At 71.5% G+C, this 22,487-nt stretch carries 18 protein-coding genes; 2 read left to right on the plus strand and 16 right to left on the minus strand.

Annotated features, from left to right (window positions below; translation table 11 throughout):
* Positions 1-85 precede the first annotated feature (85 nt).
* From TU31_RS28450 to TU31_RS28485, 8 genes are all read right to left on the minus strand, one after another.
* A complete protein-coding gene (locus tag TU31_RS28450) occupies positions 86-1,321 on the minus strand; it encodes an arginine deiminase (protein ID WP_042159658.1) in 1,236 nt (411 codons plus the stop codon).
* Between the two features lie 210 nt (positions 1,322-1,531).
* The gene (locus TU31_RS28455) at positions 1,532-4,330 is read right to left on the minus strand and encodes a polynucleotide kinase-phosphatase (protein WP_245698822.1); all 2,799 of its coding nucleotides are present in this window, start codon (positions 4,328-4,330) and stop codon (positions 1,532-1,534) included.
* A complete protein-coding gene (locus TU31_RS28460; protein ID WP_042159660.1) occupies positions 4,327-5,916 on the minus strand; it encodes a 3' terminal RNA ribose 2'-O-methyltransferase Hen1 in 1,590 nt (529 codons plus the stop codon). Before TU31_RS28460 ends, TU31_RS28455 begins: the two co-directional genes overlap by 4 nt.
* Positions 5,917-5,986: 70 nt before the next feature.
* Positions 5,987-6,910 carry an LLM class F420-dependent oxidoreductase gene (locus tag TU31_RS28465; protein ID WP_042159662.1) on the minus strand — a complete coding sequence of 308 codons (924 nt, stop codon included), beginning with the start codon at positions 6,908-6,910 and terminating at the stop codon, positions 5,987-5,989.
* A gap of 334 nt (positions 6,911-7,244) precedes the next feature.
* Positions 7,245-7,700, minus strand: coding sequence for a DUF6099 family protein (locus TU31_RS28470; RefSeq protein ID WP_042159664.1), 456 nt, complete (start codon positions 7,698-7,700; stop codon positions 7,245-7,247).
* Positions 7,701-8,146: 446 nt separating this feature from the next.
* Entirely contained in the window at positions 8,147-8,506 is a 360-nt protein-coding gene (locus TU31_RS28475) for a nucleotide pyrophosphohydrolase (protein WP_042159666.1), read from the minus strand.
* On the minus strand, positions 8,503-9,939 hold the full coding sequence (locus TU31_RS28480; protein WP_042159668.1) for an AAA family ATPase: 1,437 nt from the start codon (positions 9,937-9,939) through the stop codon (positions 8,503-8,505). Before TU31_RS28480 ends, TU31_RS28475 begins: the two co-directional genes overlap by 4 nt.
* Positions 9,940-9,994: 55 nt before the next feature.
* On the minus strand, positions 9,995-10,384 hold the full coding sequence (locus TU31_RS28485) for a cell division protein SepF (RefSeq protein WP_042159670.1): 390 nt from the start codon (positions 10,382-10,384) through the stop codon (positions 9,995-9,997).
* Between the two features lie 220 nt (positions 10,385-10,604).
* Here TU31_RS28485 and TU31_RS28490 point away from each other — a divergent pair, with 220 nt between their 5' ends.
* Positions 10,605-11,762, plus strand: coding sequence for a magnesium and cobalt transport protein CorA (locus tag TU31_RS28490; RefSeq protein ID WP_042159672.1), 1,158 nt, complete (start codon positions 10,605-10,607; stop codon positions 11,760-11,762).
* A gap of 143 nt (positions 11,763-11,905) precedes the next feature.
* On the opposite strand, the gene TU31_RS28495 is transcribed toward TU31_RS28490, so the two are convergent.
* The 3 genes from TU31_RS28495 to TU31_RS28505 all read right to left on the minus strand — a co-directional run bounded on the left by TU31_RS28495 (position 11,906) and on the right by TU31_RS28505 (position 16,347).
* The gene (locus tag TU31_RS28495; protein ID WP_245698825.1) at positions 11,906-13,324 is read right to left on the minus strand and encodes an NAD(P)-binding protein; all 1,419 of its coding nucleotides are present in this window, start codon (positions 13,322-13,324) and stop codon (positions 11,906-11,908) included.
* Positions 13,325-13,559: 235 nt separating this feature from the next.
* A complete protein-coding gene (locus TU31_RS28500; protein ID WP_245698828.1) occupies positions 13,560-14,903 on the minus strand; it encodes an MFS transporter in 1,344 nt (447 codons plus the stop codon).
* A 295-nt stretch (positions 14,904-15,198) separates the two neighbouring features.
* Positions 15,199-16,347 carry an ABC transporter substrate-binding protein gene (locus TU31_RS28505; protein ID WP_042160067.1) on the minus strand — a complete coding sequence of 383 codons (1,149 nt, stop codon included), beginning with the start codon at positions 16,345-16,347 and terminating at the stop codon, positions 15,199-15,201.
* Positions 16,348-16,587: 240 nt separating this feature from the next.
* On the opposite strand from TU31_RS28505, the gene TU31_RS28510 reads away from it, so the two are divergent.
* A complete protein-coding gene (locus TU31_RS28510; protein ID WP_042159674.1) occupies positions 16,588-16,953 on the plus strand; it encodes a winged helix-turn-helix transcriptional regulator in 366 nt (121 codons plus the stop codon).
* A gap of 111 nt (positions 16,954-17,064) precedes the next feature.
* On the opposite strand, the gene TU31_RS28515 is transcribed toward TU31_RS28510, so the two are convergent.
* The 5 genes from TU31_RS28515 to TU31_RS28535 all read right to left on the minus strand — a co-directional run bounded on the left by TU31_RS28515 (position 17,065) and on the right by TU31_RS28535 (position 22,326).
* A complete protein-coding gene (locus tag TU31_RS28515) occupies positions 17,065-17,712 on the minus strand; it encodes a polyprenyl synthetase family protein (RefSeq protein ID WP_078886030.1) in 648 nt (215 codons plus the stop codon).
* A gap of 4 nt (positions 17,713-17,716) precedes the next feature.
* Positions 17,717-18,580: an ABC transporter permease gene (locus TU31_RS28520; RefSeq protein ID WP_042159676.1), complete on the minus strand. Its 864-nt coding sequence runs from the start codon at positions 18,578-18,580 to the stop codon at positions 17,717-17,719.
* Positions 18,540-19,697: an ATP-binding cassette domain-containing protein gene (locus TU31_RS28525; RefSeq protein WP_042159678.1), complete on the minus strand. Its 1,158-nt coding sequence runs from the start codon at positions 19,695-19,697 to the stop codon at positions 18,540-18,542. The genes TU31_RS28520 and TU31_RS28525 overlap by 41 nt, the downstream gene beginning before the upstream one ends.
* A gap of 233 nt (positions 19,698-19,930) precedes the next feature.
* Positions 19,931-21,493, minus strand: coding sequence for a PTS ascorbate transporter subunit IIC (ulaA, locus tag TU31_RS28530; protein WP_042159680.1), 1,563 nt, complete (start codon positions 21,491-21,493; stop codon positions 19,931-19,933).
* A gap of 59 nt (positions 21,494-21,552) precedes the next feature.
* On the minus strand, positions 21,553-22,326 hold the full coding sequence (locus TU31_RS28535; protein ID WP_042159681.1) for a PTS sugar transporter subunit IIA: 774 nt from the start codon (positions 22,324-22,326) through the stop codon (positions 21,553-21,555).
* Between the last annotated feature and the right edge of the window lie 161 nt (positions 22,327-22,487).

Here is a 22,487-nt window from a genome sequence, read left to right on the forward strand (position 1 = left end):
TATATACGAACAGACGTATCCCTATACGGACTGCCGGCTGCCGTACGGGTCCGGTCCCTCCTCCCGGGCGGAGTACCCGGCACGCTCAGGCTGCCCCCGGCACCGCGTCCCTCGCCACCGGACAGCTCATACAGCGCGGCCCGCCGCGGCCGCGCCCCAGCTCGCTCCCCGGGATCGTGATCACCTCGATGCCGCGCTTGCGGAGGAAGGTGTTCGTGGTGACGTTCCGCTCGTACGCCACCACCACACCCGGCTCCACCGCCAGCACATTGCAGCCGTCGTCCCACTGCTCACGCTCGGCGGAGTGCACATCCTGGGTCGCGGTCAGCACCCGGATGTCCGCCAGCCCCAGCGAGGCCGCTATGGCGCGGTGCATATGCTCCGGCGGATGGTCGGTGACCTTGAGGTCCTGATCCCCCGAGCCCGGCTCGATGGTGTACGAGCGGAGCATCCCCAGGCCCTCGTACTGGGTGAAGGTATCTCCGTCGATCATCGTCATGACGGTGTCCAGATGCATGAACGCCCGGCGCTTGGGCATATCGAGCGCCACGATCGTGCGCGCCGAACCCGCCGCGAACAGCCCCCGCGCAAGCAGCTCGACGGCCTGCGGAGTGGTCCGCTCGCTCATCCCGATCAGCACCGCGCCACTGCCCATCACCAGGACGTCGCCGCCCTCGATCGTCGAGGGGTAGTCCGCCTGCCCCTCCGACCAGACGTGGAAGTCCCCGCCACGGAAGAGCGGATGGTGCCGGTAGATCGCCTCGTAGTGCACGGTCTCGCGCTGCCGGGCGGGCCAGCGCATCGAGTTGATCGACACCCCGTCGTAGATCCAGGCGGAGGTGTCGCGGGTGAAGAGGTGGTTGGGCAGCGGGCCCAGCAGGAAGTCGTCCAGATCCATCACATGGAAGCGGACCGAGGTCGGCTCGGCGTGCCGCTCCAGGAACTCCCGCTTGGTCATGCCGCCGACCAGCGCCTCGACGAGCTCCGGCACCGGCAGCTCGTCGAAGGCCGCCCGCAGATGGTCGGTGGCCAGCGGCCCGTATTCCTTCTCGTCGAAGACGCGGTCGAGGACGAGCCGCCGCGCCTCGGGGATCTGGAGGCTCTCGGCCAGCAGATCCCCGAAGAGGTGCACCTCCACCCCCCGGTCCCGGAGCACATCCGCGAAACCGTCGTGCTCGGCCCGCGCCCGGCGCACCCACAGGACGTCATCGAAGAGCAAGGCGTCCTTGTTCGAAGGCGTGAGCCGCTTCAGCTCCAGATCGGGGCGGTGCAGGATGACCCGGCGCAGCCGCCCGGCCTCGGAGTCGACTTGGAATCCCATCCACCCATCTTGGCCGCTCGGACGGCTCGGCGGAGGGAGTCGGGCGATGTCGGTCCGGTCAGGCCCGGGAGTTGCGCGAAAGCACCGACAGTCCCGTGGGCCCCAGGGGTGCGCCTGAGGACGGGGTTCGCGATCGGCGCCACGGCACCCAGGTGGTCTGCGACGGGCCGGGAGGGGGAGGAACCATCCGTCCCCTCCCCTCCGGCCCCCCTACAGCCGCGGGTCCACCGGCTCCGACTCCAGGGCGAGCACCGCGAAGACCGCCTCGTGGACCCGCCACAGCGGTTCGCCGTCCGCCATCCGGTCGAGCGCCTCCAGGCCGAGCGCGTACTCCCGCAGGGCCAGCGAGCGCTTGTGGCCCAGGTGACGGACGCGCAGCCGCCGGAGGTTCTCCGGACGGGTGTACTCCGGCCCGTAGATGATCCGCAGGTACTCGCGGCCACGGCACTTGACGCCCGGCTGGACGAGCCGGCCGTCGGCCTGCCGGATCAGCGCCTGCACCGGCTTGACCACCATGCCCTCACCGCCGTCGGCGGTCAGCTCCTGCCACCAGGCGACACCGGCGGCGACCGAGGTCTCGTCCCCGGTGTCGACGAGGATCCGCCGGGTCGTGGCGAGCAGCCCCGGCCGGTCCGTGGCGCCGCCGGCCGTCCCGCCGTCCCGGGCCGCCACCGCGCCCTCGGCCGCGATCAGCCGGTCGAGCAGGGCGAGCTGCTCGGTGTGCGCCAGCCCGGCGAGGCTGCGGCCCCGCACCGCGAGGATCTGGAACGGTGCGAGCCGCACACCGTCCAGCTCCCCGAGCCCGGCGCCGCCGCCCGGCTCCTGCGGTGCGCCCGCGTCCGCCGCCGTCGCCCCGACACGCCAGCAGTAGCGCCGGTACGCCTCGGTGAACGCGGCCGCGTCCGCCGCCCGGTCCCGCTGCCGGCCGAGCAGCGGCGCCACCTCGACCCCGCGGGCGGCCGCCGCGTCCAGCGCACCGAGCACGCCCGGGAACGCCGCCCCGGACGCCGCGCCCACCGCCGCGTACTGCTTGCGCAGCAGACCGGTCGCCTTCAGGGACCAGGGCATCAGCTCGGCGTCCAGCAGCAGCCAGTCGGTCTCCAGCTCGTCCCACAGACCGGCCTCTTCGGCGCAGTCCCGGACCCGCCGCAGAAGGCTTTCGGTCGCCTCCGGGTCGTCGAAGAACGGCCGGCCGGTACGGGTGTACAGGGCACCTGAGACCCCCTTCGGCACGCCGAAGCGTTCACCGGCCACGGTCTCGTCGCGGCACACCAGCGCCACCGCACGGGACCCCATGTGCTTCTCCTCGCACACCACTTCCCGTACGCCGTCGGCCCGGTAGCCGGCGAACGCCTCCGCCGGGTGCTCCAAGTACCCCTCCTCCGACGAGGTCGCGCAGGGCGCCATCGTCGGCGGGAGGTACGGCAGCAGCCGCGGGTCGATCGCGAAACGGCTCATGACCTCCAGCGCGGCCGCGGCGTTCTCCTCCTTGACCGCGAGACGGCCCATGTACCGGGTCTCCACGATCCGCCGCCCGGTCACATCCTTCAGATCGAGCGGACGGCCGTCCGCTCCGCCGGGCGCCTCGGTCAGCAGCGGCTTCGTGGGCTCGTACCAGACACGCTCGGCCGGTACGTCCACCAGCTCGCGCTCCGGCCACCGCAGCGCGGTCATCGCACCGCCGAAGACACAGCCGGTGTCCAGGCAGAGGGTGTTGTTGAGCCAGTTGGCGCGCGGGGTGGGGGTGTGCCCGTAGACGACGGCGGCACGGCCGCGGTAGTCCTCGGCCCAGGGGTAGCGCACCGGCAGGCCGAACTCGTCGGTCTCGCCGGTCGTGTCCCCGTACAGCGCGAAGGAGCGCACCCGTCCCGAGGTCCGGCCGTGGTACTTCTCCGGCAGTCCGGCGTGGCACACCACGAGGTCGCCGCCGTCGAGGACGTAGTGGCTGACCAGGCCGCGGATGAACTCCCCGACCTCGGTGCGGAAGGCGGCGTCCTCCTTGTCCAGTTGCTCGATGGTCTCGGCCAGCCCATGGGTGTGCTGGACCTTGCGGCCCTTGAGGTAGCGGCCGAGCTTGTTCTCGTGGTTGCCCGGCACACACAGCGCATGCCCGGCCCCGACCATGCCCATCACCAGGCGCAGTACGCCGGGACTGTCCGGCCCGCGGTCGACGAGGTCACCGACGAAGACCGCGGTACGGCCCTCGGGGTGTGCCGCGTCCACCGGCCGGCCGAGCGCGTCGCGCACCAGCGAGTAGCCCAGCATGCCGAGCAGGGTCTCCAGCTCGGAACGGCAGCCGTGGATATCGCCGATGATGTCGAACGGGCCGGTGAGATGGCGCAGATCGTTGAACCGCCGCTCCGTGACGACCTCGGCGGCCGCCACCTCCTCCGGGCCCCGCAGGACATGCACCTTGCGGAAGCCCTCCCGCTCCAAGTGGCGCAGCGAACGGCGGAGTTCGCGCTGGTGGCGCTGGATGACCCGGCGCGGCAGCCCGGCCCGGTCGGCGCGCGCCGCGTTGCGTGCGGCGCAGACCTGCTCGGGCATGTCCAGCACGATCGCCACCGGGAGGACGTCATGCTCCCGGGCCAGCCGCACCAGCTGGGTACGCGCCTCGGACTGCACATTGGTGGCGTCCACGACCGTCAGCCGCCCGGCGGCCAGCCGCTTGCCCGCGATGAAGTGCAGGACGTCGAAGGCATCGCCGCTGGCACTCTGGTCGTTCTCGTCGTCGCTGACCAGCCCCCGGCAGAAGTCGGAGGAGAGGACCTCGGTCGGCCGGAAGTGCCGGGCGGCGAAGGTGGACTTGCCGGAGCCGGTGGCTCCGATCAGCACCACGAGGGAGAGGTCGGGCACGGCGAGCGTACGCGGCGCCCGCTCGGGCCGGGGCTGCGGCCGCTCCCCGCACTCCTGGCCGGGGCCGCTGTCCTGTGCGCTCCTGCTCTCCTGCTGGTCCTCGTGCGGGTGCTCGTTCTTCTCGCCGTACTCGGTACGGTCGTCGTCCGTCATGCCGCGGCCTCCTTCCCTCTCATCGAAGCGCTGCTGCCCGCAGCACTTTTGCCACCTTCAGGCCCCCGGTCTCCCCGGCTGCTCCCGCTGCCTTCGGGCCCCCGGCCTTCCCGGTTGCTCCCGCTGCCTTCGGGGCCGCTGCTGTCGTCGCCGGCCCTGCGGAAGTGCGCGAGCTGGGTGGGCGGGCCGACCTCGGGGTCGTCCGGTCCCACCGGGCCGAAGCTCACCTCGTAGCCGTGCCGGGCGGCGACCCCGCGCGCCCACTGCCGGAACTCCTCCCGGGTCCACTCGAAGCGGTGGTCCGCATGCCGCACCCGGCCGGCCGGCAGCGATTCCCAGCGCACGTTGTACTCGACGTTCGGCGTCGTCACCACGACCGTGCCCGGCCTGGCCGACCCGAACACCGCGTACTCCAGCGCCGGCAACCGCGCCGGATCGACATGCTCGACGACCTCGCTGAGCACGGCCGCGTCATACCCCTTCAACCGGCCATCGGTGTACGCCAGCGACCCCTGTACGAGCCGTACGCGCTCCGACTGCCGCTCGGGCATCCGCTCCAGCCGCAGCCGGCGCCGCGCCTCGTGCAGCGCCCGCATCGACACATCCACGCCGACGATCTCGGTGAACTGCCCCTCCTTGAGCAGCGCACCGACCAGCTGGCCCTGCCCGCAGCCCAGGTCGAGCACCCGCGAAGCCCGGACCGAGCGCAGCACCGCAAGGATCGCCTCCCGCCGCCGGACGGCGAGCGGCACCGGCTTCTCCTCGGTGTCCGCCTCCTCGTCCACGGCGTTGTCGAGCTCCTCGGCGGCCACGTCGTCCGACTCGGCCAGCCGCTCCAGTTCCAGCCGCTCCATGGCCTGGCGCGTCAGCGACCAGCGCCGCGCGAGATAGCGGCCGACGATCACCCGCTGCTCCGGATGATCCTCCAGCCAGCCCGCACCGGCCCGCAGCAGCTTGTCGACCTCATCGGGCGCGACCCAGTAGTGCTTGGCGTCGTCCAGCACCGGCAGCAGCACATACAGATGCCGCAGCGCCTCGGCCAGCCGGCACTCCCCTTCCAGCACGAGCCGTACATAGCGCGAGTCGCCCCACTCCGGGAACGTCTCGTCCAGCGGTACCGGCTCGGCCCGCACCGTCCAGCCCAGCGGCCGGAACAGCTTGTCCACCAGCTCCGGGCCACCCCGGGCGGGCAGCACCGGCACCTCGATACGCAACGGCAGCGCCTGCGCCACCAGCTCGGGCCGTGCCGTGCACTGCCCCTTCATCGCGCTCGCGAAGACGCTCCCCAGCGCCACCGCCAACAGCGAGGAGGCCGCGTACGGGCGGTCGTTCACATACTGGCCCAGCGCCGAATCCGGCGCGCCGCCACGGCCCTTGCCGCGGCTCTTGCGCACCAGGGCGATGGGGTCGACCTCCAACAGCAGTGCGGCGGTGCACCGTTGTGCGTCAGCTTCGGGATAGAAGACATGCGCGGTGCCCTGCGACGTCGAGAACTGCTGCGCCTTGTCGGGATGCTTGTGCAGCAGAAAGCCGAGGTCGGTCGCGGGACGGCCGGCGCTGCCGGTGGTGGTTATCGTCAGGAACACACGTCCGAGTATTGCCGCAAGACAGCCCGAGCCCCACCGGTTTTCCGCGACAGCGCCAACCCGCCCGGCGTCAGCTCAGCTGCGACTGCACCTGCGCCGAGATCAGCTCCAGGTGGTCCAGATCGTCCAGGTCCAGCATCTGCAGGTAGACCCGCGACGCGCCGATCGCGGCATAACGGCCGATCTTGTCGACGACCTCGGCGGGTGAGCCCGCCAGGCCGTTGGCCTTCAGTTCGTCCACCTCGCGCCCGATGGCCGCGGCCCGTCGCGCCACCTCGGCGTCGTCCCTGCCGACGCAGGCCACGAGGGCGTTGGAGTACACCAGCTCATCGCCCTTCCGCCCGGCGGCTTCGGCGGCCGCCCGCACCCGTCCGAACTGGCGCTCACTGTCTTCGAGCGAGGCGAAGGGGATATTGAACTCATCGGCGTACTGCGCCGCCAGCCGCGGTGTACGCGTCGCACCGTGACCGCCGACCAGCACCGGCACCTTGCCCTGGGCGGGCTTGGGCAGCGCGGGCGAATTCTCCAGCTGGTAGTAGGTTCCGTCGTAGCTGAACTCCTCTCCTGTCCTGGTGCCCCACAGGCCGGTGACGATCGCCAGCTGCTCTTCCAGCCGTGCGAACTTCTCCTTGGGGAACGGAATGCCGTACGCCTTGTGCTCCTCCTCGAACCAGCCCGCCCCCAGGCCGAGTTCGACCCGGCCACCGGACATCTGGTCGACCTGGGCCACCTGGATGGCCAGCACACCCGGCAGCCGGAAAGTGCCGGCCGTCATGAGCGTGCCGAGGCGGATGCGCCGGGTCTCACGAGCGAGACCGGCCAGCGTGATCCAGGCATCGGTCGGGCCGGGCAACCCGTCGGCAGCGCCCATCCGGAGATAGTGGTCCGAGCGGAAGAACGCATCAAAACCAAGATCCTCAGTAGCTTTGGCGACCTTCAGCAGGGTTTCGTAGGACGCGCCCTGCTGGGGCTCGGTGAAGATTCGTAGGTCCATCCCTCCATCCTGCACTCCGCACGACACCCCCATCGCCGGAGAGCGTTTCGGTGCAGCGGGTGGGACCGGGTACGAGTGGCGTGTGGGGGCGTGGGCACGGCCGGCGGTGGGCGGGGCCGGTCCGTGGAGGGTGCGGGACATGCGGTGGGCGAGCGCAGGGATGGCATGGTCGTGCGGTGCCGTCAGGCAGCAGGCAGTGACAGCCGGGGCGTACGCGACGGCTCGGGCGGCGTCGCGTCAGGTGTGGGGCGTGAGCTCTCCCGGCCCGCGGTCGGTGGATTACCGCCCGGGGCTTGCCTACCGCGGGAGCGCGGTCGGTGCGGTGTCGTGGTGCTCAGGCGGGGTTCCGGTCGCGCACCTCCAGTTTCTCCAGTATTCCGCCCACGCGGTCTCTCGATTCATCGACCGTGTCCATCGCCTCGACGCAGGTCCAGTACATCCCCTCCTCGTCCGCCAGCAGCACCACCGCCACCAGCGCTTCGCACACCTCTCGCAGCAGGAGGCACAGGCCGGTTAAAGCCGCCTTGGCATCGCGCACTTCGGACAGCTGAGCCGCCCGGAGCCCACCGCCGACCGACGCCGGGCACAGCAGTCCCCCGCTGAACCGCCCGCCCGCGTCGCCCAATCCCCGCGCCCTGGACCGCACTTCGTACGGCCCGAATATCGCGAGATGGCTGCCTACCGCCTCCGCCAAGGCCTGCGCCTGCCATGCCTCGACGATCACTCCCTGAACCGTGTTCGCCTCTGCCAGCCCGCGTCGGCTCGCCGCGATGATCCGCACCGCGTCCATCCGCTCCCCTCCTTCCCTCTTCATTCGCATGCACCCTGCACTCTTTCCACTACCCAGAGTGAATGCGAACACCCAAAAAAGCCAGGGGAATTCGCAAATCTGTGGACAAGCAAGGCGATGTGGAAAGATCCATGACTCCGGAGAGTGACAAACGGCTGCCGTGGCCCCGCTCCCTCCCCTTTCGCCCCAGCACCCCCACCCCTCACACCACCGGCACAAGCCACGCGAAACCGTCGAAGCGAGCACGGACCGGACCACCGGCGCACAGCACACCGCACCGTGGGAAACGCCGTACCGGACCGCCGAGGAGAGCCGGACCGAGCCACCGGCGAACCCCAGAACCCACCGGGCGCGGGGCCGGCGTTCACACCCCGCCGGCCCCGCGCCCGCACCCCCGCGCCCTCGCGCCTTCGCTCCCCCGCGCCCTTCGCTCCGTCCCCCCGTCCCTACTCCTCGCCCTCCCGCGGCCGGTCCGGGCGCGCCGAGCGGACCGCCGGGAAGCGCGACTCATTGCGCTCGATCTTCGCGGCGAGCGCCGCCAGGGCGTCGATCCCCAGTGCCTCGCAGAACTGGAGCAGATACGCCAGCACGTCCGCGACCTCGTCCTCGACCCGGCCGGCCTTCGCCGGGTTCGCCATCACCTTCGCCGACTCCTCCGGCGTCAACCACTGGAAGATCTCGACGAGTTCCGCGGCCTCGACGCTGAGCGCCGCGGCCAGGTTCTTGGGCGTGTGGTACTGCTGCCAGTCCCGCGCGGCCGCGAATTCGGCCAGCCGTCGCTGCAACGCATGAAGATCCTCGCTCATACCCCTAGGTGTAGCACCTGTACGCCGGGCAGCCCCTCGGCGACCGAGGCGTCCCGCACCGTCCCCAGCAGCCGCACATGCCCGCGATCGGTCATCCGCAGGGCCAGCGACACCAGCTCGCGCGCCTGCCTGGGGTCCATACAGCGGTCCATCCCGTCCGCCATCACCGTCATCTGCTGATGAGCGGACGGGACCTCCCCCACCGGATCCATGGCCAGCACCTCCGGCCCGGTGAGCAGCACCAGCGCCAGCGCGAGAAACCGCAGCTCGCCATCGCCGAGCTGCTCGACGGGCAGCTCGCCCAGCTCCCCCCGGTCGAGTACGGCCCGCACACCCGCTGCCCCCGCCCTCGGCCCGGCTGCCCCACCCGGCCCGGCCGGCACGGCGGCGTCGGCGGTCGATTCCCCCGTACCGCCCGCCTGCCGCGGCACCGCACGCAGCCCCTCGACGGGACCGGCGCAGGCCTCCCGTACCGCCGCGACCAGCACCGCATGCCGTCGCGCACACTCCTGGCTCGTCCGCTCCAGCACCGCGGGCAGGTTGTCGCAGGCCGACCGCAGCCGCCCCTCGGCCCGCGCCCCCTCCGTATCGCGGGCCCAGCCGCCCGCCTCACCGCTGGCCCCCATACGCTTCCACGCCCCCCAGGACCCAGCAGCCCCGCCGGCCCCACCCGGCTTCCCCGGCCCGCCGGACAAGCCCGCTTCCCGGCCACTCCGCCGCACCCCGGCGCCACGCCCCGCCCCACCGGCACCGTTCGCACCACATGCACCGTCCTGCCCGGCTCCCCACGGCCCGCCCGTCCCCGCTCCCCGCATGGCCTCCGGCCGCGGGTCGCACACGAACGCCGAGCGCAGCGCGACCACGACCTGTTCGGCCGCCGCGAGGACCAGACGCTGCCCCGCCGTCTTGCCCGCGACGCGCAACGGCAGGAGTGACGTGCCGAGCCGGTCGTCGGGCAACGGGGCACGGGTCACCGGAGTCGCTCCCGCGGTGTGCCAGGCCGCCTGGACGGTGGGGCGGTCCGGGTCGGTGAGCGCGGTGGTCAGCAAGGTCTCGCCGCCGCCGGTCAACCGCTCCCCGACGATACGGAGTTCGGGCTCGGCCTGGACGGCGAGATCGAGGCTGACGGGGCCGGCCGGACCGTCGACCGTGCAGCCGATCCGGAACCCCCGCCGCCCCTGTGCGTCGGGGCGCGCCCCCGCCGGCACACACGCCGCCGGGCTGCCCGCCACCTCCCCCACGGCACGTGCCAGCGACTCACCACTGCCGAGGCGGGCGAGGATCTCGTACGCCTGAAGCGCACTGGACTTGCCGCTTCCGCTCTCGCCGCTCAGCAGCGTCAGCCGGGTGAGCGGCAGGGTGACGCCGCGGTGGGTTTTGAAGGCGGACAGCCGTAATTCGGTCACCGCCGGCCGCACGGTCTCGGTATTCATGCGGGGACGCTATGCAGCACCCCGACCGGAGAACCGTTACGCCCAACAGCTCTTCCTACGAACGGGGGACGCCCCCGAGTGCCGTTTCCGCGACCTCGGTGCCAACAGGGGCCAGCAGGAAGACATTGGTGTCGACGCGGTGCATCCCGCTGCCGAGCCCGAAGACGACTCCGCTGGAGAAGTCCAGAATGCGCTTGGCGACGTCGGTGTCGGCGCTGCTGAGGTCCAGCAGGACGGGGATCTGCGCCATCAAATACTCGGCGACCTCACGGGCGTCCGCGAAGGTCTGGACGCGGATGACGATGAACCGCCGCAGCTGCTCGGCCGGCTCCTCCTCGGGGAGGGCACGGTGGTCGGGCCAGGAAGGCCATTCGCTGCTGCTGCGGAGCGGGACGACCTCGGCGAGCCCTTCCCACTGCTCGTCGGTGGCGTCGGGGCCGTTCACCGAATCACCTCACCCAGGGGAGCGCTGGCTGTCTGCGGTATCTGCATCGCACAATTCTAGAGAGAGACGTACAAAGCCCGGCGGACGCGACACACGCCGCGTCGCGTCCGGTTCCATCCTGCACCATGGCCGCTGACCTGTGCTGACATCCTCGGCAGATATCCTGCGTCGAGATTCTGTGTGCCCGTTCATCCCCCTTGTGACGGAGGTCCGTTCTGTCGTGAGCTCTGAGCCTCCCGGCCGTCGGCCACGTGGGCTGCGCGGCCTGCGCAAACCCGCGAGGAAGCGGCCTGCCGGACCGCCGCCCGCCAAGACCACGGACGGCTCCGCCACACCGGAACCGCCGGCCGAAACCCCCAGCAGCGTCATCACCGCCGCCCTCTATCGCGACGGGCACCGGGTCAGTACCCATGACACGCTCGCTGACGCCTTCCGTCAGCAGCGCACCACCTCCGGCACCCTCGCCTGGATCGGCCTGCACCGCCCCACCCCCGCCGAACTGGTCACCCTGGCCTCGGAGTTCGACCTCCATCCGCTCGCCATCGAAGACGCCCTGGAGGCGCATCAGCGGCCCAAGCTGGAGCGCTACGGCGGCACCCTCTTCGTCGTTCTGCGCGCCGCGCGCTACCTGGACGACCCCGAGGAGGTCGACTTCGGTGAGCTGCATGTCTTCGTCGGCCGGGACTTCGTGATCACCGTGCGGCACGGCGGCGCACCCGACCTCTCGGCCGTACGCCAGCGCATGGAGGACACCCCCGAACTCCTCAAGCGCGGCCCCGAAGCCGTCCTCTACGCGATCCTCGACGCGGTCGTCGACGGCTACGCACCGGTCGTCGACGGTGTCCAGACCGATATCGACGAAATCGAGACCGAGGTCTTCGGCGGCGACCCCCGGGTTTCCCGCCGTATCTATGAACTCTCCCGCGAGGTGGTCGAGTTCCAGCGCGCCACCCGCCCGCTGAACGGCATCCTGGAGAGCCTGACCGCGGGCTTCGAGAAGTACGCCATCGACGAGGAACTGCGCCGCTATCTGCGCGATGTGGCCGACCACGTCCTGCACACCACGGAGCGGGTGGACGGCTTCCGGCAGGCCCTTCAGGACATCCTCACCGTCAACGCGACCCTGGTGAACCAGCAGCAGAACGCCGAGATGCGCGCCCTGGCCGAGGCCGGCTTCGAGCAGAACGAGGAGGTCAAAAAGATCTCGGCATGGGCGGCCATTCTGTTCGCGCCCACCCTGGTGGGGACCATCTACGGCATGAACTTCGACAGCATGCCGGAGTTGCACTGGGTGTTCGGTTACCCCTTCGCCCTCGTCCTGATGGCGGTCGTCTGCACCAGCTTGTACATCATTTTCAAGCGGCGCCGCTGGCTCTGAGCAACCACTGCCGGGGGCGGCGGACGAGCCGGGGGCGCCCGGCCCCGACCGGAGACCACGCCCGGTCGAGGTCGGGGCCGTACGGGACACACCCGCCTGCTTCGGATCGTCCATGACCGTGCGCAGGACGCCCGGTGCAGTCGTCAGGTGGCGGCCACCGTCCTCTCCTCGTGCGCCAGCAGCTCCTGTAGCCGGGTCTTCTCGGCGCGCAGGCGCTCCCACAGCACGTCCCGCTGTTCATCGGAGAGTGAGCCGGTCGAGCGGGTCGTGAGGCGCGAGGTGTCGCTCCACTCGCGGAGCCCGCGGTCCGCGGACCACCGCAGCAGCAGGTCGTCGACGTGCGCAGCGGTACGGAGCCAGTCCAGGGCGGTGCTGGGGTGGGGCGCGGCGGCGCACATCCGGTTCTTCTCGGCGTCGTCCTCGTACGCCGCCTCGACATGGGCGGCAAAGGCGGCGCTGAACACCTGCTGACACGGGACGAGCGCCTGCAACGTGATGCGGGAGCCGCTGAACACCGGCACCGTCGGCCGCGGTTCGAGGCCGTCCGCGGTGCAGTCGATGTAGAGGGTTCCGGGGCGGGCGGGGAGGGTCGTCCCGTCGAGTTCCACCGTGTCGGCGCCGATGCGCCGGACCCTGCCGTGGCGGACGACATCGGGAATCCGCCGGAGCTGTTCCAGTTCGGACCGGGTGACGGTCGCGCAGCGGAACGCCGTCGGTGTGACGTCCGACGACAGCCTCAGCAGGGAGCCGTTGGCCTCCAGCCGCTCAAAGAGCTCATCGGCCGTGTCGGATTCGAGCACCGCCCGTACCCGGGCGCTGAGCGACTCGGCCCGGGTCGCGGCGAACTCCGGGCCGGGCTGGATCTGAGCACGGTCGAGCAGCCAGGCGTCGCGCGGCATGATCCAGGTGAGGTCCGCCGGATCGACGCCGTGCCGCAGCAGCCAGAGGCACGCGTCGATGCCCGTCTTTCCCGCTCCCACCACGGTGTAGTGCGACGACGGGGCAACCAGGGACGGCAGCTCGTTGGGAGTGATCAGCCGGATCCCGGGATCCACCTCGTACTTCGGCGGGCACATCGCCGGAACCGTGACGTTCATGTAGGTGGCGTCCACGGTCCGCCGGCGCACCCGTATGCCGAACTCGTCACCGCTGACGACGGAGTGGCACCGCTGGACATCCGGTCGCGCCGGATCCGGGCCGTCGTGGACGGACATCGGGAAGTACGAGACGCGGCCGGTCGGCAGGAGGGTTTTGTGCATCACCTGGTCGAAGTAGGTGAGGATCTCATCGGCCGAGGCCAGCTCGTGAAGGCCCGCGTTCCAGCCCTGCCGGTCCACTTCGCCGCTGCCCAGTTCGCGGGAGTTGACGCCGTAGTACGCGGACGGCTGATGCAGGCGCACATAGGGGTAGGCCACGGTCCAGTGGCCGCCGGGCCGGCCGTAGCGGTCGACGAGGGCCACCGTCGCGTCCGTCTCGGCAACCAGGGTGTCGGCGAAGGCCATGCCCATGGCGCCGGCCCCGACGATCAGGTAGTCGACCTCTGGTGTTTCCGGCTCTGCCACCGTATTCCTTCTCTCGTGTGGGGGTGGAACTCGCACATGCGCCGGCGCGCGGAGGCGGCCTTCGGCGCCCTTCACACCCTCCCGTCCCGCCCCGGCGCTGTCATCGTGCGCCCGCAGACTCTTGACCTGCCACGAACGCAGTACGAGGGCGACCGCACGTACCACGGACGCAGACGCCGCCCCCGCCGCTTCGACGGGTATCCGGCCATGGCGTGCCCGCGCGCGGGCAGTTCGCTCACTCGCTGCGGGCGCGGCCGGCGAGCACGGCGGCCAGGAGGCACGGGGCGAGCAGCAGGCCGAAGGCGGCGGTGTAGGCGACGGCGTCGGTGGTGCCGGCGTCCCGGCAGGTGTTGAGCACGACGGCGGAGAGGCCCAGCACCGTGATCTGGCCCAGATTCTGGGTGGTCTGCATCGCGCTGCCGGCGTAGCCCTGCCGGGCGGGCGGGCTGTGGGTGAGCGACAGCACGGTGAGGGAGGGGACGTACATGCCCATGCCGACGGCCGCGACGACCATGGCCGAGGCGGCGGTGTACGCGGGGGTCAGGGGCAGCGTCCCGGCGACCGCGAGGGCGACCGCCAGCGCCTGCACCAGCGCCCCGGCCACGACCAGACGGTGGCGGGGACAGCGCTCCAGCAGGCGGCCCTGCACCCAGGAGGAGCCGGCCCAGGCCACCGCGGCACCTGTGAAGGCCAGGCCGATCACCACGGGAGGCGCGTTCCGGTCGGTGACCAGCAGGAGCGGCACGTAGGCCTCCAGCGTGAAGAACACGCCGGAGCCCAGGCCGCGCAGCAGGACCGTGACCGGCAGGCCGCGCGCGGCACACCAGGTACCCCGCGGCAGCAGCCGTGACGCGAAGGCCACCAGCAGGGCGAACCCGCCCATCGCGCACAGCAGATGGCGCAGGTCGCGGCCCGAGACGCCGTACTGCCCCAGCGCCGCACCCAGGCTCACCGCTGTGGCGACGATCAGGGCGGGGCGCGGCGCCGGCGCGTCTTCCGACAGCGCGGGCGCGGCCGCCCCGAATCGGCGGCGCAGCAGGGCCACCACGATCAGGGCGGGCAGCACGGTGAGCGCGGCCAGCCCCAGGAACACCGCACGCCAGGACCACCACTCGGTCACCAGCCCCGCCAGTGGGGGACCGACCAGCGACGGGACGATCCAACAGGCGCTCATCAACGCCAGAACGCGCGGCCGCAAGTGGTCGGGGTAGACCTGGCCGATGGCGGTGTTGACCGACACCGCGACCATCCCGCCCGCCAGCCCGTCCAGGAAACGCCCGGCCGCCAGCTGCCAGACCGAGGCGGCGGCGCCCGAGACCAGCAAGGTGGCCACCGCCAGCACCAGGCCCGCCGCCATCGGCCGCCGCGCCCCGGCGCGGTCCGCCCAATGACCGCCCAGTACCCCGCCGAGCAGACTCGCGGCCACGAAGCAGCCGGCCACCAGCGGGTAGAGCGCCACCCCGTGCACGTCCCGGGCAGCCGTGGGCAGTACGGGGACCACGGCCAGCGCGGCGAACCCGGTCAGGAACATCACCGCGGCGAAACAGGAGGTGGCGGCAGCGTAGGTCCCGGAGAACAAGCCCCCTGCGGTCCCGGAGGGCAGCGTTGGACGATCAGCCGCGGTCGTTCCCTCCGGGGAGGGCGCCACGGCCGGTTCCCCGGACGCCTCCGCCGCGGTCGGTTTCCCGGACGCCGCCGCGCCCCTCGATGAGCGCTCCGAGCCGTCAGTCACAAGCGCGCAAGCTACTCGGCGTGCGCGCGAGCGTGCCACCCGTTTTCCCGGCGTCGGCGGTCCTGGAGGGCACTCAACCGCGCCCTGCCGCAGTGCGGTTGAGCCTTAGGGGCTTTCCCCGCATGCGGCGGTTCGAGTGCGCTCAGCGTTCGGCTCCCGGGTGGAGGCCGAGCCAGGTGGGGCTCGGGGCGCCGTGCACCTCGCCGACGTACAGGGTGAGTGTCTGGCGCCAGCGTTCGACCTCGGCGCGGTCGGCCATGAAGGTGGCGAAGCCGTCGAGGTGGGCGTTGCCGTACTCCCAGATCGGCTTCTGGCCAGGGGCCGGGGGCACGTCGGTGCGTACGGGCCAGCCGAAGGCGTTGTTGGCGGCCTGCATGTCGGTGGACAGCAACCAGTTCAGATAGAGCTTCGCGGCCGCGGGGCGCCGGGCCCTGGCGAGGATCGCGGCGCGCTGTCCCCACGCCATGAACGGGTCATCGGTGGGGAGCACCCACTTGACGTCGGTGCGGGGAGCGGCGAGGGCGGAGACCGACGCCGTGCCGATGGCGATCGTCTTCTGCTGGGTGCGGACCGCGTCGCCGGGATTGTTGGTGCCGCGCTGGAACTGGATGTCCTGGGACATCAAACGCGACAGCCAGTGCCAGCCGTACTTCTCGACATACAACTTGTACAGATACAGCGTCGCATCGTCGTCGTTGGGATAGGAAGAAGCAATCTTCCCGCTCCACTTGGGGTCGACGAGATCCCGCACACTCCGAGGCGGCGCACCGCCCACCGCGGCGGTGTCGTAGAGGTAACTGAATGCGTAGGCCGCGACTGCCGTCCATGCACCGTCGGGATCCTTGAATGTGTCATGGACCTTGCCAAACCCCGCCGCTTTGTACGGCAGAAGCTTGCCCTCCTGCTTCCAGCGGGGGAAATCGTGCAGCGTCTGGAAGTGCACCACGTCCGGAACGAGAGTGTCCGTCGCAAGCTGGTTGTCGACCCGTACGTCGTGGAATTTGCTGTAGTCCACGATCATGGTCATCGGCACTTCGGGGAAGCGCCGCGCCCACGCCTGCTCGACCGGCGCCAGCATCTCCTTGAAGTCCCCGCCGCCGTAAATGGTCAGCCCACCGCCCTCGGCCCGGGCCTCGGCGTACAACTCCTCCAGCGACTTGGTCTCTTCACCTCCTGACCTGGTCCGCTGTGCCGCGAAGCTCGCGCCCGAAGGAGCGCTCGCCAGGCCCAGGGTCGCCAGCGCGGCCCCCGCGGCCTGTAGTGCCCGCCTTCGCGGGAAGCCGCCCGACATCGGCGTCGCGCCGTCCGGGCGGGGGTCCGGTGCGGCCGTCGCATTTCGCGTGGTGTTCGGTGTCTTGCTGTCCATGGGCAGGCTTTCCCCTGTTCGCTCATTGCCGCGCTCGGCCCGGCGTCCGGGCAACAGAAATGACCACGCGGCGGTCAGGAATTCGGTGCAGCACTTTCCCCGAAGCTACTATCGCGGAGTTCGTAGTAACCAAATGGATAGCAATTCGGTTGTGAGGGGAGCCACATGACTGGCATAGCCGGGGACGCGTGCCCGATCGGCCCGGTGATGGAGCTGCTGTTCGGCCGGTGGACGGCAGATGTGCTGTGGGTGCTCGATCAGGACGGCGGCCGGGTGCGGTTCGGTGAATTGCAGCGGCGGCTGCCCGATATCTCGCCGAAAGTGCTCTCCCACACGCTGCGCCAGCTCGAACGGAACGGCCTGGTCGGCCGTACCCATCACCCCGGGGTTCCCCCTCGGGTCGAGTACGCCGCGACTCCCCTGGCCGGCACGCTCATCCCGGTCTACGACGCCCTTGCGGACTGGTCCCGAGCGCATGGGGGTGAGGTGCTCTCCGCCCAGGCGCGCTACGACGCCGAGGAGTCCGCGTAGATGCCAACACGCCACACGGCGACCTGGTCTGATCGGTCGTCATGCAGGCGCTGGGCGGTCTCGGCCGGGTGCCCAAGGCCCCGGCCGATACTCCGCCCCCCCCGCGAGTGATCAGACGTCCCGGCGGGTGCTCAGGTCTGCGAGCGCGGTGAGCGCGCGGGTGCCCTCCGGAATGACGCCGGCGGTGGCCAGCCGGGTGACCGCCGCGGTCCGCTGTCGCTCGGCCTCCTCCTGGGCCCAGCGTCTGCCGCCGGCCTCCTCGATCAGCCGGGCGGCCGTACGGATCTCGCCGTCGCCCAGGGGCTCCGTACGGTGGTAGAGCGCGGCGAGCCGGTCGCCGGCGGAGGTGCCGCCGGCCAGGGCCGCGACGACGGGCAGGCTCTTCTTCCGCGAGCGGAGGTCCGAGCCGACGGGCTTGCCGGTGACGGCGGTGTCGCCCCAGATGCCCAGCAGGTCGTCGACGAGCTGGAAGGCGAGCCCGAGGTGCCGTCCGAACTGCCGCAGGGCGTCGACCCGTTCGGCCTCGGCACGCGCCGCGAGTGCGCCCAGCGCGCAGGCCGCGGCGAGCAGGGACGCCGTCTTGCCGGCCGCCTCGCCGAACCGATCCGTACCCGTCGACCAGCCACGGTACGCACAACGCAGCCGTCTGCTGGCGGCGAAGCTCGCCCAGGAGGACGGCGGCGGACGCACCGTCGAGGCGGTGGACCGACTGCTCAACTCCGGGCGGGGGAGGCCGTAGGGGCGCCCGTCGGCCACCACGGTGTCACCGGGCCAGCCGCCCCAGGAGCGATGAGGCGGCGGCGATGCCGAGTGTGGCGGCGGCCACCAGGACGGTGTAGTCGAGGGCCAGGTGGGCGTGGGTGCCCAGGAGGAGGCCGCGGAGGGCGTCGACCTGGTAGCTCAGGGGGTTGATCATGCTTACCGTCTGGAGCCAGCCGGGCATGATCGCCACCGGGTAGAGGGCGTTGGAGGCGAAGAAGAGCGGCATGGTGATGGCCTGGCCGATGCCCATCAGCCGGTCCCGGGTGAGCACGATCCCGGCGATCGTCATGGACAGACAGGAGAAGAAGGCCGAGCCGAGGACCACGGCGACGGCAACGGCGAGCAGCCGGAGGGGGTTCCAGGTCATGGCCACACCGAGCAGTGCGGCGATGAGGATCACCACCACGGCCTGGATGAGTGCCTTCACTCCGGCGGCGAAGGCCTTGCCGGCGATCAGCGCGGACCGCGGGGTCGGGGTGACCAGCAGTTTGGTGAGGATGCCGGCGTCCCGCTCCCAGATGATCATGATGCCGTAGAAGATCGCGATGAACATGGCGGACTGGGCGATGATGCCGGGCGCCAGATAGTCGATGTACGGGGTGCCGCCGGTCGGGATGGCCTGGAGGCGGGTGAAGGTCTCGCCGAATACCAGGAGCCACAGGGCGGGCTGGACGGCGCGGGTGTACAGCTCGGTGCGGTCGTGGCGCAGTTTTTGCAGTTCGACCACGCACATCGCGACGACGCGGGCGGTCAGCACCCGCCAGCCGGTGCGTGCGCGCGGCGGGACCAGCAGCAGGTCCAGCCGGCCGGCGCCGGTGGCGGTGTCAGCCGACCCGGTTGGCGGTGCGGCGGGTGCTTCGGACATCGCGGAAGTCTCCTGACTGCTCGTCGAGGCCGCTGCCGGCGACGTCCCGGAAGACGTCCTCCAGGGTCGGCGCGGTGTCGGACGGGCGCGACGGGACCGACGACGGAGAGGAGGGGGTGGCCGGGGTGGCGGGGGCGGAGGGAGAGGCTGCGGGGGCGGTCGGGGCGGAGGCGTCCTGGGTGCCGGCCGGGGCGGAGGCGTCCGGGGCACCGGCCGGGGTGGAGGAGTCCGGCGCGCCGGCCGGGGTGGAGGCGTCCGGCGCGCCGGCCGGGGGCGCCGGATGACGGGCGGCCGAGGTCCGGGCGGCGCGGCGGCGGGCGCGCAGGGCGGACCGCAGCTCCTCAGGGGTGCCGAGGGCGCGGATCCGGCCCTGGTGCATCAGGGCGAGGCGGTCGCAGTACTGGTCGGCCTCGTCCATGTAGTGCGTGGTCACCAGCACGGTCATACCGGTGGCGGCCCGTACGGCGTTGATGTGTTCCCAGACGCTGGTGCGGGCGATCGGGTCGAGGCCGATCGTCGGCTCGTCGAGCATCAGCAGCCGGGGCGCGCTGACCAGGGCCTGGGCGAGTTCGAGGCGGCGGATCATGCCGCCGGAGTACGTCTTGGCGAGCCGCCCTGCCGCGTCCGTGAGGCCGACCGCCGCCAGCGCCTGGGCGACGCGGGCGGCGCGCTCGCGGCGGGAGACGTCGAAGACCCGGGCGAACAGCGCAACGTTCTCCCGGCCGGTCAGCCCGGCGTCCGCGGACAGCTGCTGCGGGACGTACCCCAGCAGCCGGCGCACCGCCATCCGCTCCTTCGCCGCGTCATGCCCGAAGACCCGCACCATGCCGGCCGGGACGGGCAGCAGGGTGGTGATACAGCGGATCGCGGTGGTCTTGCCCGCGCCGTTCGGGCCGAGCAGCCCGAAGACCTCGCCGGTGCGGACGGAGAGGTCGACGCCGTCCACGGCCTTGGTCTCGCCGAAGGCGTAGCGCAGCGCGTGACAGGTCACGGCGTCGGGGAGGGGCGGGTGCGGGCCGGGGGCGTCGGGAGCGGGCGCGGCCGGGGTGTGCGGTGGCTCGTCCGGCGCCGACGGTCCGGTGAGCCGTCCCCGCCCTCGCTCGTCGTCGGTGGTCATGGACCCTCCGGATCAGCCGCGGGACACCGGCCCGTCCCTCGTCGGGCGGGTCGGGAACCCCCTGCGGGCATGTTCCGATTTTAGGTCCGAGGGGGTGCCGGAGACCGGAACGCGCGCGGGGCGGGGTATCGAACGGCCCACCCGGGAGGCCGGGCGGTCACCGCCGCCAAGACGGCTCGCCGGTCACCACCGCCCCACCGGTCCCGCCGCGAAGCAGCCCGGCACGTGAGGGCTCAGCTCCCCTCCGGAGGAGGCGGCGTCGGCGCCCCCGCCGGCGGCGCGATCTTCGCGTGGGTCCGGACCACCGCCGTGGGCGGGGCAGCCGGCTCAGGCGGCGCCGCGCGCCGCAGGAAGGCGTCCCGGCGGGCGCCCGGGTCCCAGCCGGTGTCCACGACGCGCTTCTGGAAGAGGATCGCGGCGCCGAGGAGTACGGCACCGATCGCCACCATCGCGATGCTGCCGCCGGTGGCGCCCGCCTTGGCGGCATTGCCGAGCAGAGTGCCGAACCACCCGAAGTCGGCGTCGCCGAAGGTCGTGTTCTCCTTGCCGAACGCGCCGAGCACCTTGAGCAGCAGCGCGGGCAGGAACGTGATCAGCACGCCGTTGAGGAAGGCGCCGACGACCGCGCCCCGTCGCCCGCCGGTGGCATTGCCGTAGACACCGGCGGCACCGCCCGTGAAGAAGTGCGGTACGAGCCCCGGCAGGACCAGCGCGAGGCCGAACGCCGGATGGCCCACCCAGGTCAGCAGCGCGAGGCTGACCAGTCCGCCGAGGAAGCTGGCGAGGAAGCCGATGAGCACCGCGTTCTGCGCGTACGGGAAGACGATCGGGGCGTCGAGGGACGGCACCGCGCCCGGTACGAGCCGGCCGGCGATGCCCTGGAACGCCGGCACCAGTTCACCCAGGATCGTGCGGACACCGAAGAGGATCACCGCGACCGCGATCCCGAACTGCAGGCCCTGCATGACGGACTGCATGACGTAATTGCCGACGTCCGTGGCGGCGCTGCCGCCCTCGGCCGCGAACGCCTTGAACGCCGTCGCCCGGCCGGCCTTGGCCAGGTAGGCCAGCGACATGATGACGTGGATCAGCACCATCGACAGTGCCGTGGCGACCATCGAGTCCCGCAGAAAGCGCAGGCCCTCGGGCAGTTTCATGTCCTCGGTGCTGCGGCTGCGCTTGCCGACGAGTTGTCCGGCGGCGCCGGAGAGGAGGTAGCCGGCGGTGCCGAAGTGGCCGATGGCGATGCTGTTGTTGCCGGTGACGCGCTTGGTCCAGGGGTGTGCGAAGGCGGGCATCGCCACCAGCAGGATGCCCAGCAGCAGTCCGCCGATGACCACCACGCTCACCGAGGAGCGGCCGGAGCTCGCCAGGACCATGGTCAGCAGGGTGGCCATGAACAGCATGTGATGGCCCGTAAGGAACACATAGCGCAGCGGGGTGAAACGGGCCAGCACCAGGGCGACCGCGAAGCCGAGGATCATCAGCCAGGCGACCCGGGCGCCGAACTGCGCCTGGGCGATGCCGACGATCGCCTCGTTGGTGGGAATCACACCATGGGCGCCGGTCGCGCCCTGGATCATGCCGCCCAGCGGGGCGAGGGAGCTGACCACCAGTCCCGCGCCGGCTCCGATCAGCAGAAAGCCCAGGGTCGCCTTGAGGGCCCCGCCGACGACCTGGCCCGCGGTCTTCTTCAGCGCGATCAGCCCGGCCGCCGTGATCAGGCCGATCAGATACGCGGGTTGGCTGAGGATCTCGTTCACGAGGAATGTGGCGAGGGATATGAGCCAGTCCATGCCGTCCGTCCTCCCGTCTCGGTCGATGGGGCGTCGTGTGTCGGGGCCGGGGGCGCCGCTCAGACGTCGTAGAGGGCACGGAGTGCGCGGTCGACCTCGGGGCCGCTGGTGAAGTCCTCGACGACCGTGACCGGTACGCCGACCTCGCCGAGCGTCCCGGCGATCTCCCGGGAGGTGAGGATCGCGACCGCCTCGGCGGCCTTGCCCCTGGCCGAGATGGTGTCGGTCGCCTCCACCGTCACATGGCGGGACCAGCCCCAGCGGTCGAGCACCTGCTCCAGCGTGTTCTTGAGGAACAGGCTGGTGCCCACGCCGTTGCCGCACACCGTGAGGATCTTGTGCACGGCCGGCCCGGACCGCGCGCGCTCACCCTGCCGCTCCCCCGCAGCCCCCGCGAGCACCGTATGGAGCGCCTCCGGATCGGCCGCCTCCTGGAGGGTACGAGCCGTCCCCGGGTCGGCCAGCAGCTGCGCGAGGGCCGCCATCGCCGTCGTGTGCGCCCCGGAGGTCTCGGCGGCCAGTGCCACCACCAGATGCACCGGGTCATTCGCCGCATGGCCGAATTCCACCGGCCGTTCCAGGCGGACCCACGACAGCCCGGTCCGGAGCACGGCGGGCGAGGGGCGGGCGTGGGCGAAGGCGAGGCCGGGGGCGATGACGAAGTACGGCCCGTTCTCCTCGGCGTTGCGGATCATCTCCGCGGTGTAGGTGCCGGTGGTGGCACCCGTCTCCGTCAGCAGTGCGCCCGCGATGCGTATCGCCTCCCGCCAGTCCGCCGCCGGGACGTCGAGGCGTACGGCCGCCACGGGGAGAAGATCACTCAGCGCTGCCATGGCAGGGGACTCTACATATGCCCAGGTGATCGGCGCACCGGTGCGGAAGCGGGAATTCCGAGAGATCTCCGAGCCACCGTCGATCCGCCCAACTGCCGTGCCAGGCAATGCTCTTGACAGCTCCTTGTGGTGGGAGAAGCCTGGTTCTTTCGGCAGTTGCC

The sequence above is a fragment of the Streptomyces lydicamycinicus genome (assembly GCF_000829715.2).
Classification (GTDB): Bacteria; Actinomycetota; Actinomycetes; order Streptomycetales; family Streptomycetaceae; genus Streptomyces; species Streptomyces lydicamycinicus.

Bases quoted from the DNA above. Each gene is read 5' to 3' on its own strand.
- TU31_RS28450 (WP_042159658.1), bottom strand. From the start codon at position 1,321: ATGGGATTCCAAGTCGACTCCGAGGCCGGGCGGCTGCGCCGGGTCATC.
- TU31_RS28455 (WP_245698822.1), bottom strand. From the start codon at position 4,330: ATGACGGACGACGACCGTACCGAGTACGGCGAGAAGAACGAGCACCCG.
- TU31_RS28465 (WP_042159662.1), bottom strand. From the start codon at position 6,910: ATGGACCTACGAATCTTCACCGAGCCCCAGCAGGGCGCGTCCTACGAA.
- TU31_RS28470 (WP_042159664.1), bottom strand. From the start codon at position 7,700: ATGGACGCGGTGCGGATCATCGCGGCGAGCCGACGCGGGCTGGCAGAG.
- TU31_RS28475 (WP_042159666.1), bottom strand. From the start codon at position 8,506: ATGAGCGAGGATCTTCATGCGTTGCAGCGACGGCTGGCCGAATTCGCG.
- TU31_RS28480 (WP_042159668.1), bottom strand. From the start codon at position 9,939: ATGAATACCGAGACCGTGCGGCCGGCGGTGACCGAATTACGGCTGTCC.
- TU31_RS28505 (WP_042160067.1), bottom strand. From the start codon at position 16,347: ATGTCGGGCGGCTTCCCGCGAAGGCGGGCACTACAGGCCGCGGGGGCC.
- TU31_RS28510 (WP_042159674.1), top strand. From the start codon at position 16,588: ATGACTGGCATAGCCGGGGACGCGTGCCCGATCGGCCCGGTGATGGAG.
- TU31_RS28520 (WP_042159676.1), bottom strand. From the start codon at position 18,580: ATGTCCGAAGCACCCGCCGCACCGCCAACCGGGTCGGCTGACACCGCC.
- TU31_RS28525 (WP_042159678.1), bottom strand. From the start codon at position 19,697: ATGACCACCGACGACGAGCGAGGGCGGGGACGGCTCACCGGACCGTCG.
- ulaA (WP_042159680.1), bottom strand. From the start codon at position 21,493: ATGGACTGGCTCATATCCCTCGCCACATTCCTCGTGAACGAGATCCTC.
- TU31_RS28535 (WP_042159681.1), bottom strand. From the start codon at position 22,326: ATGGCAGCGCTGAGTGATCTTCTCCCCGTGGCGGCCGTACGCCTCGAC.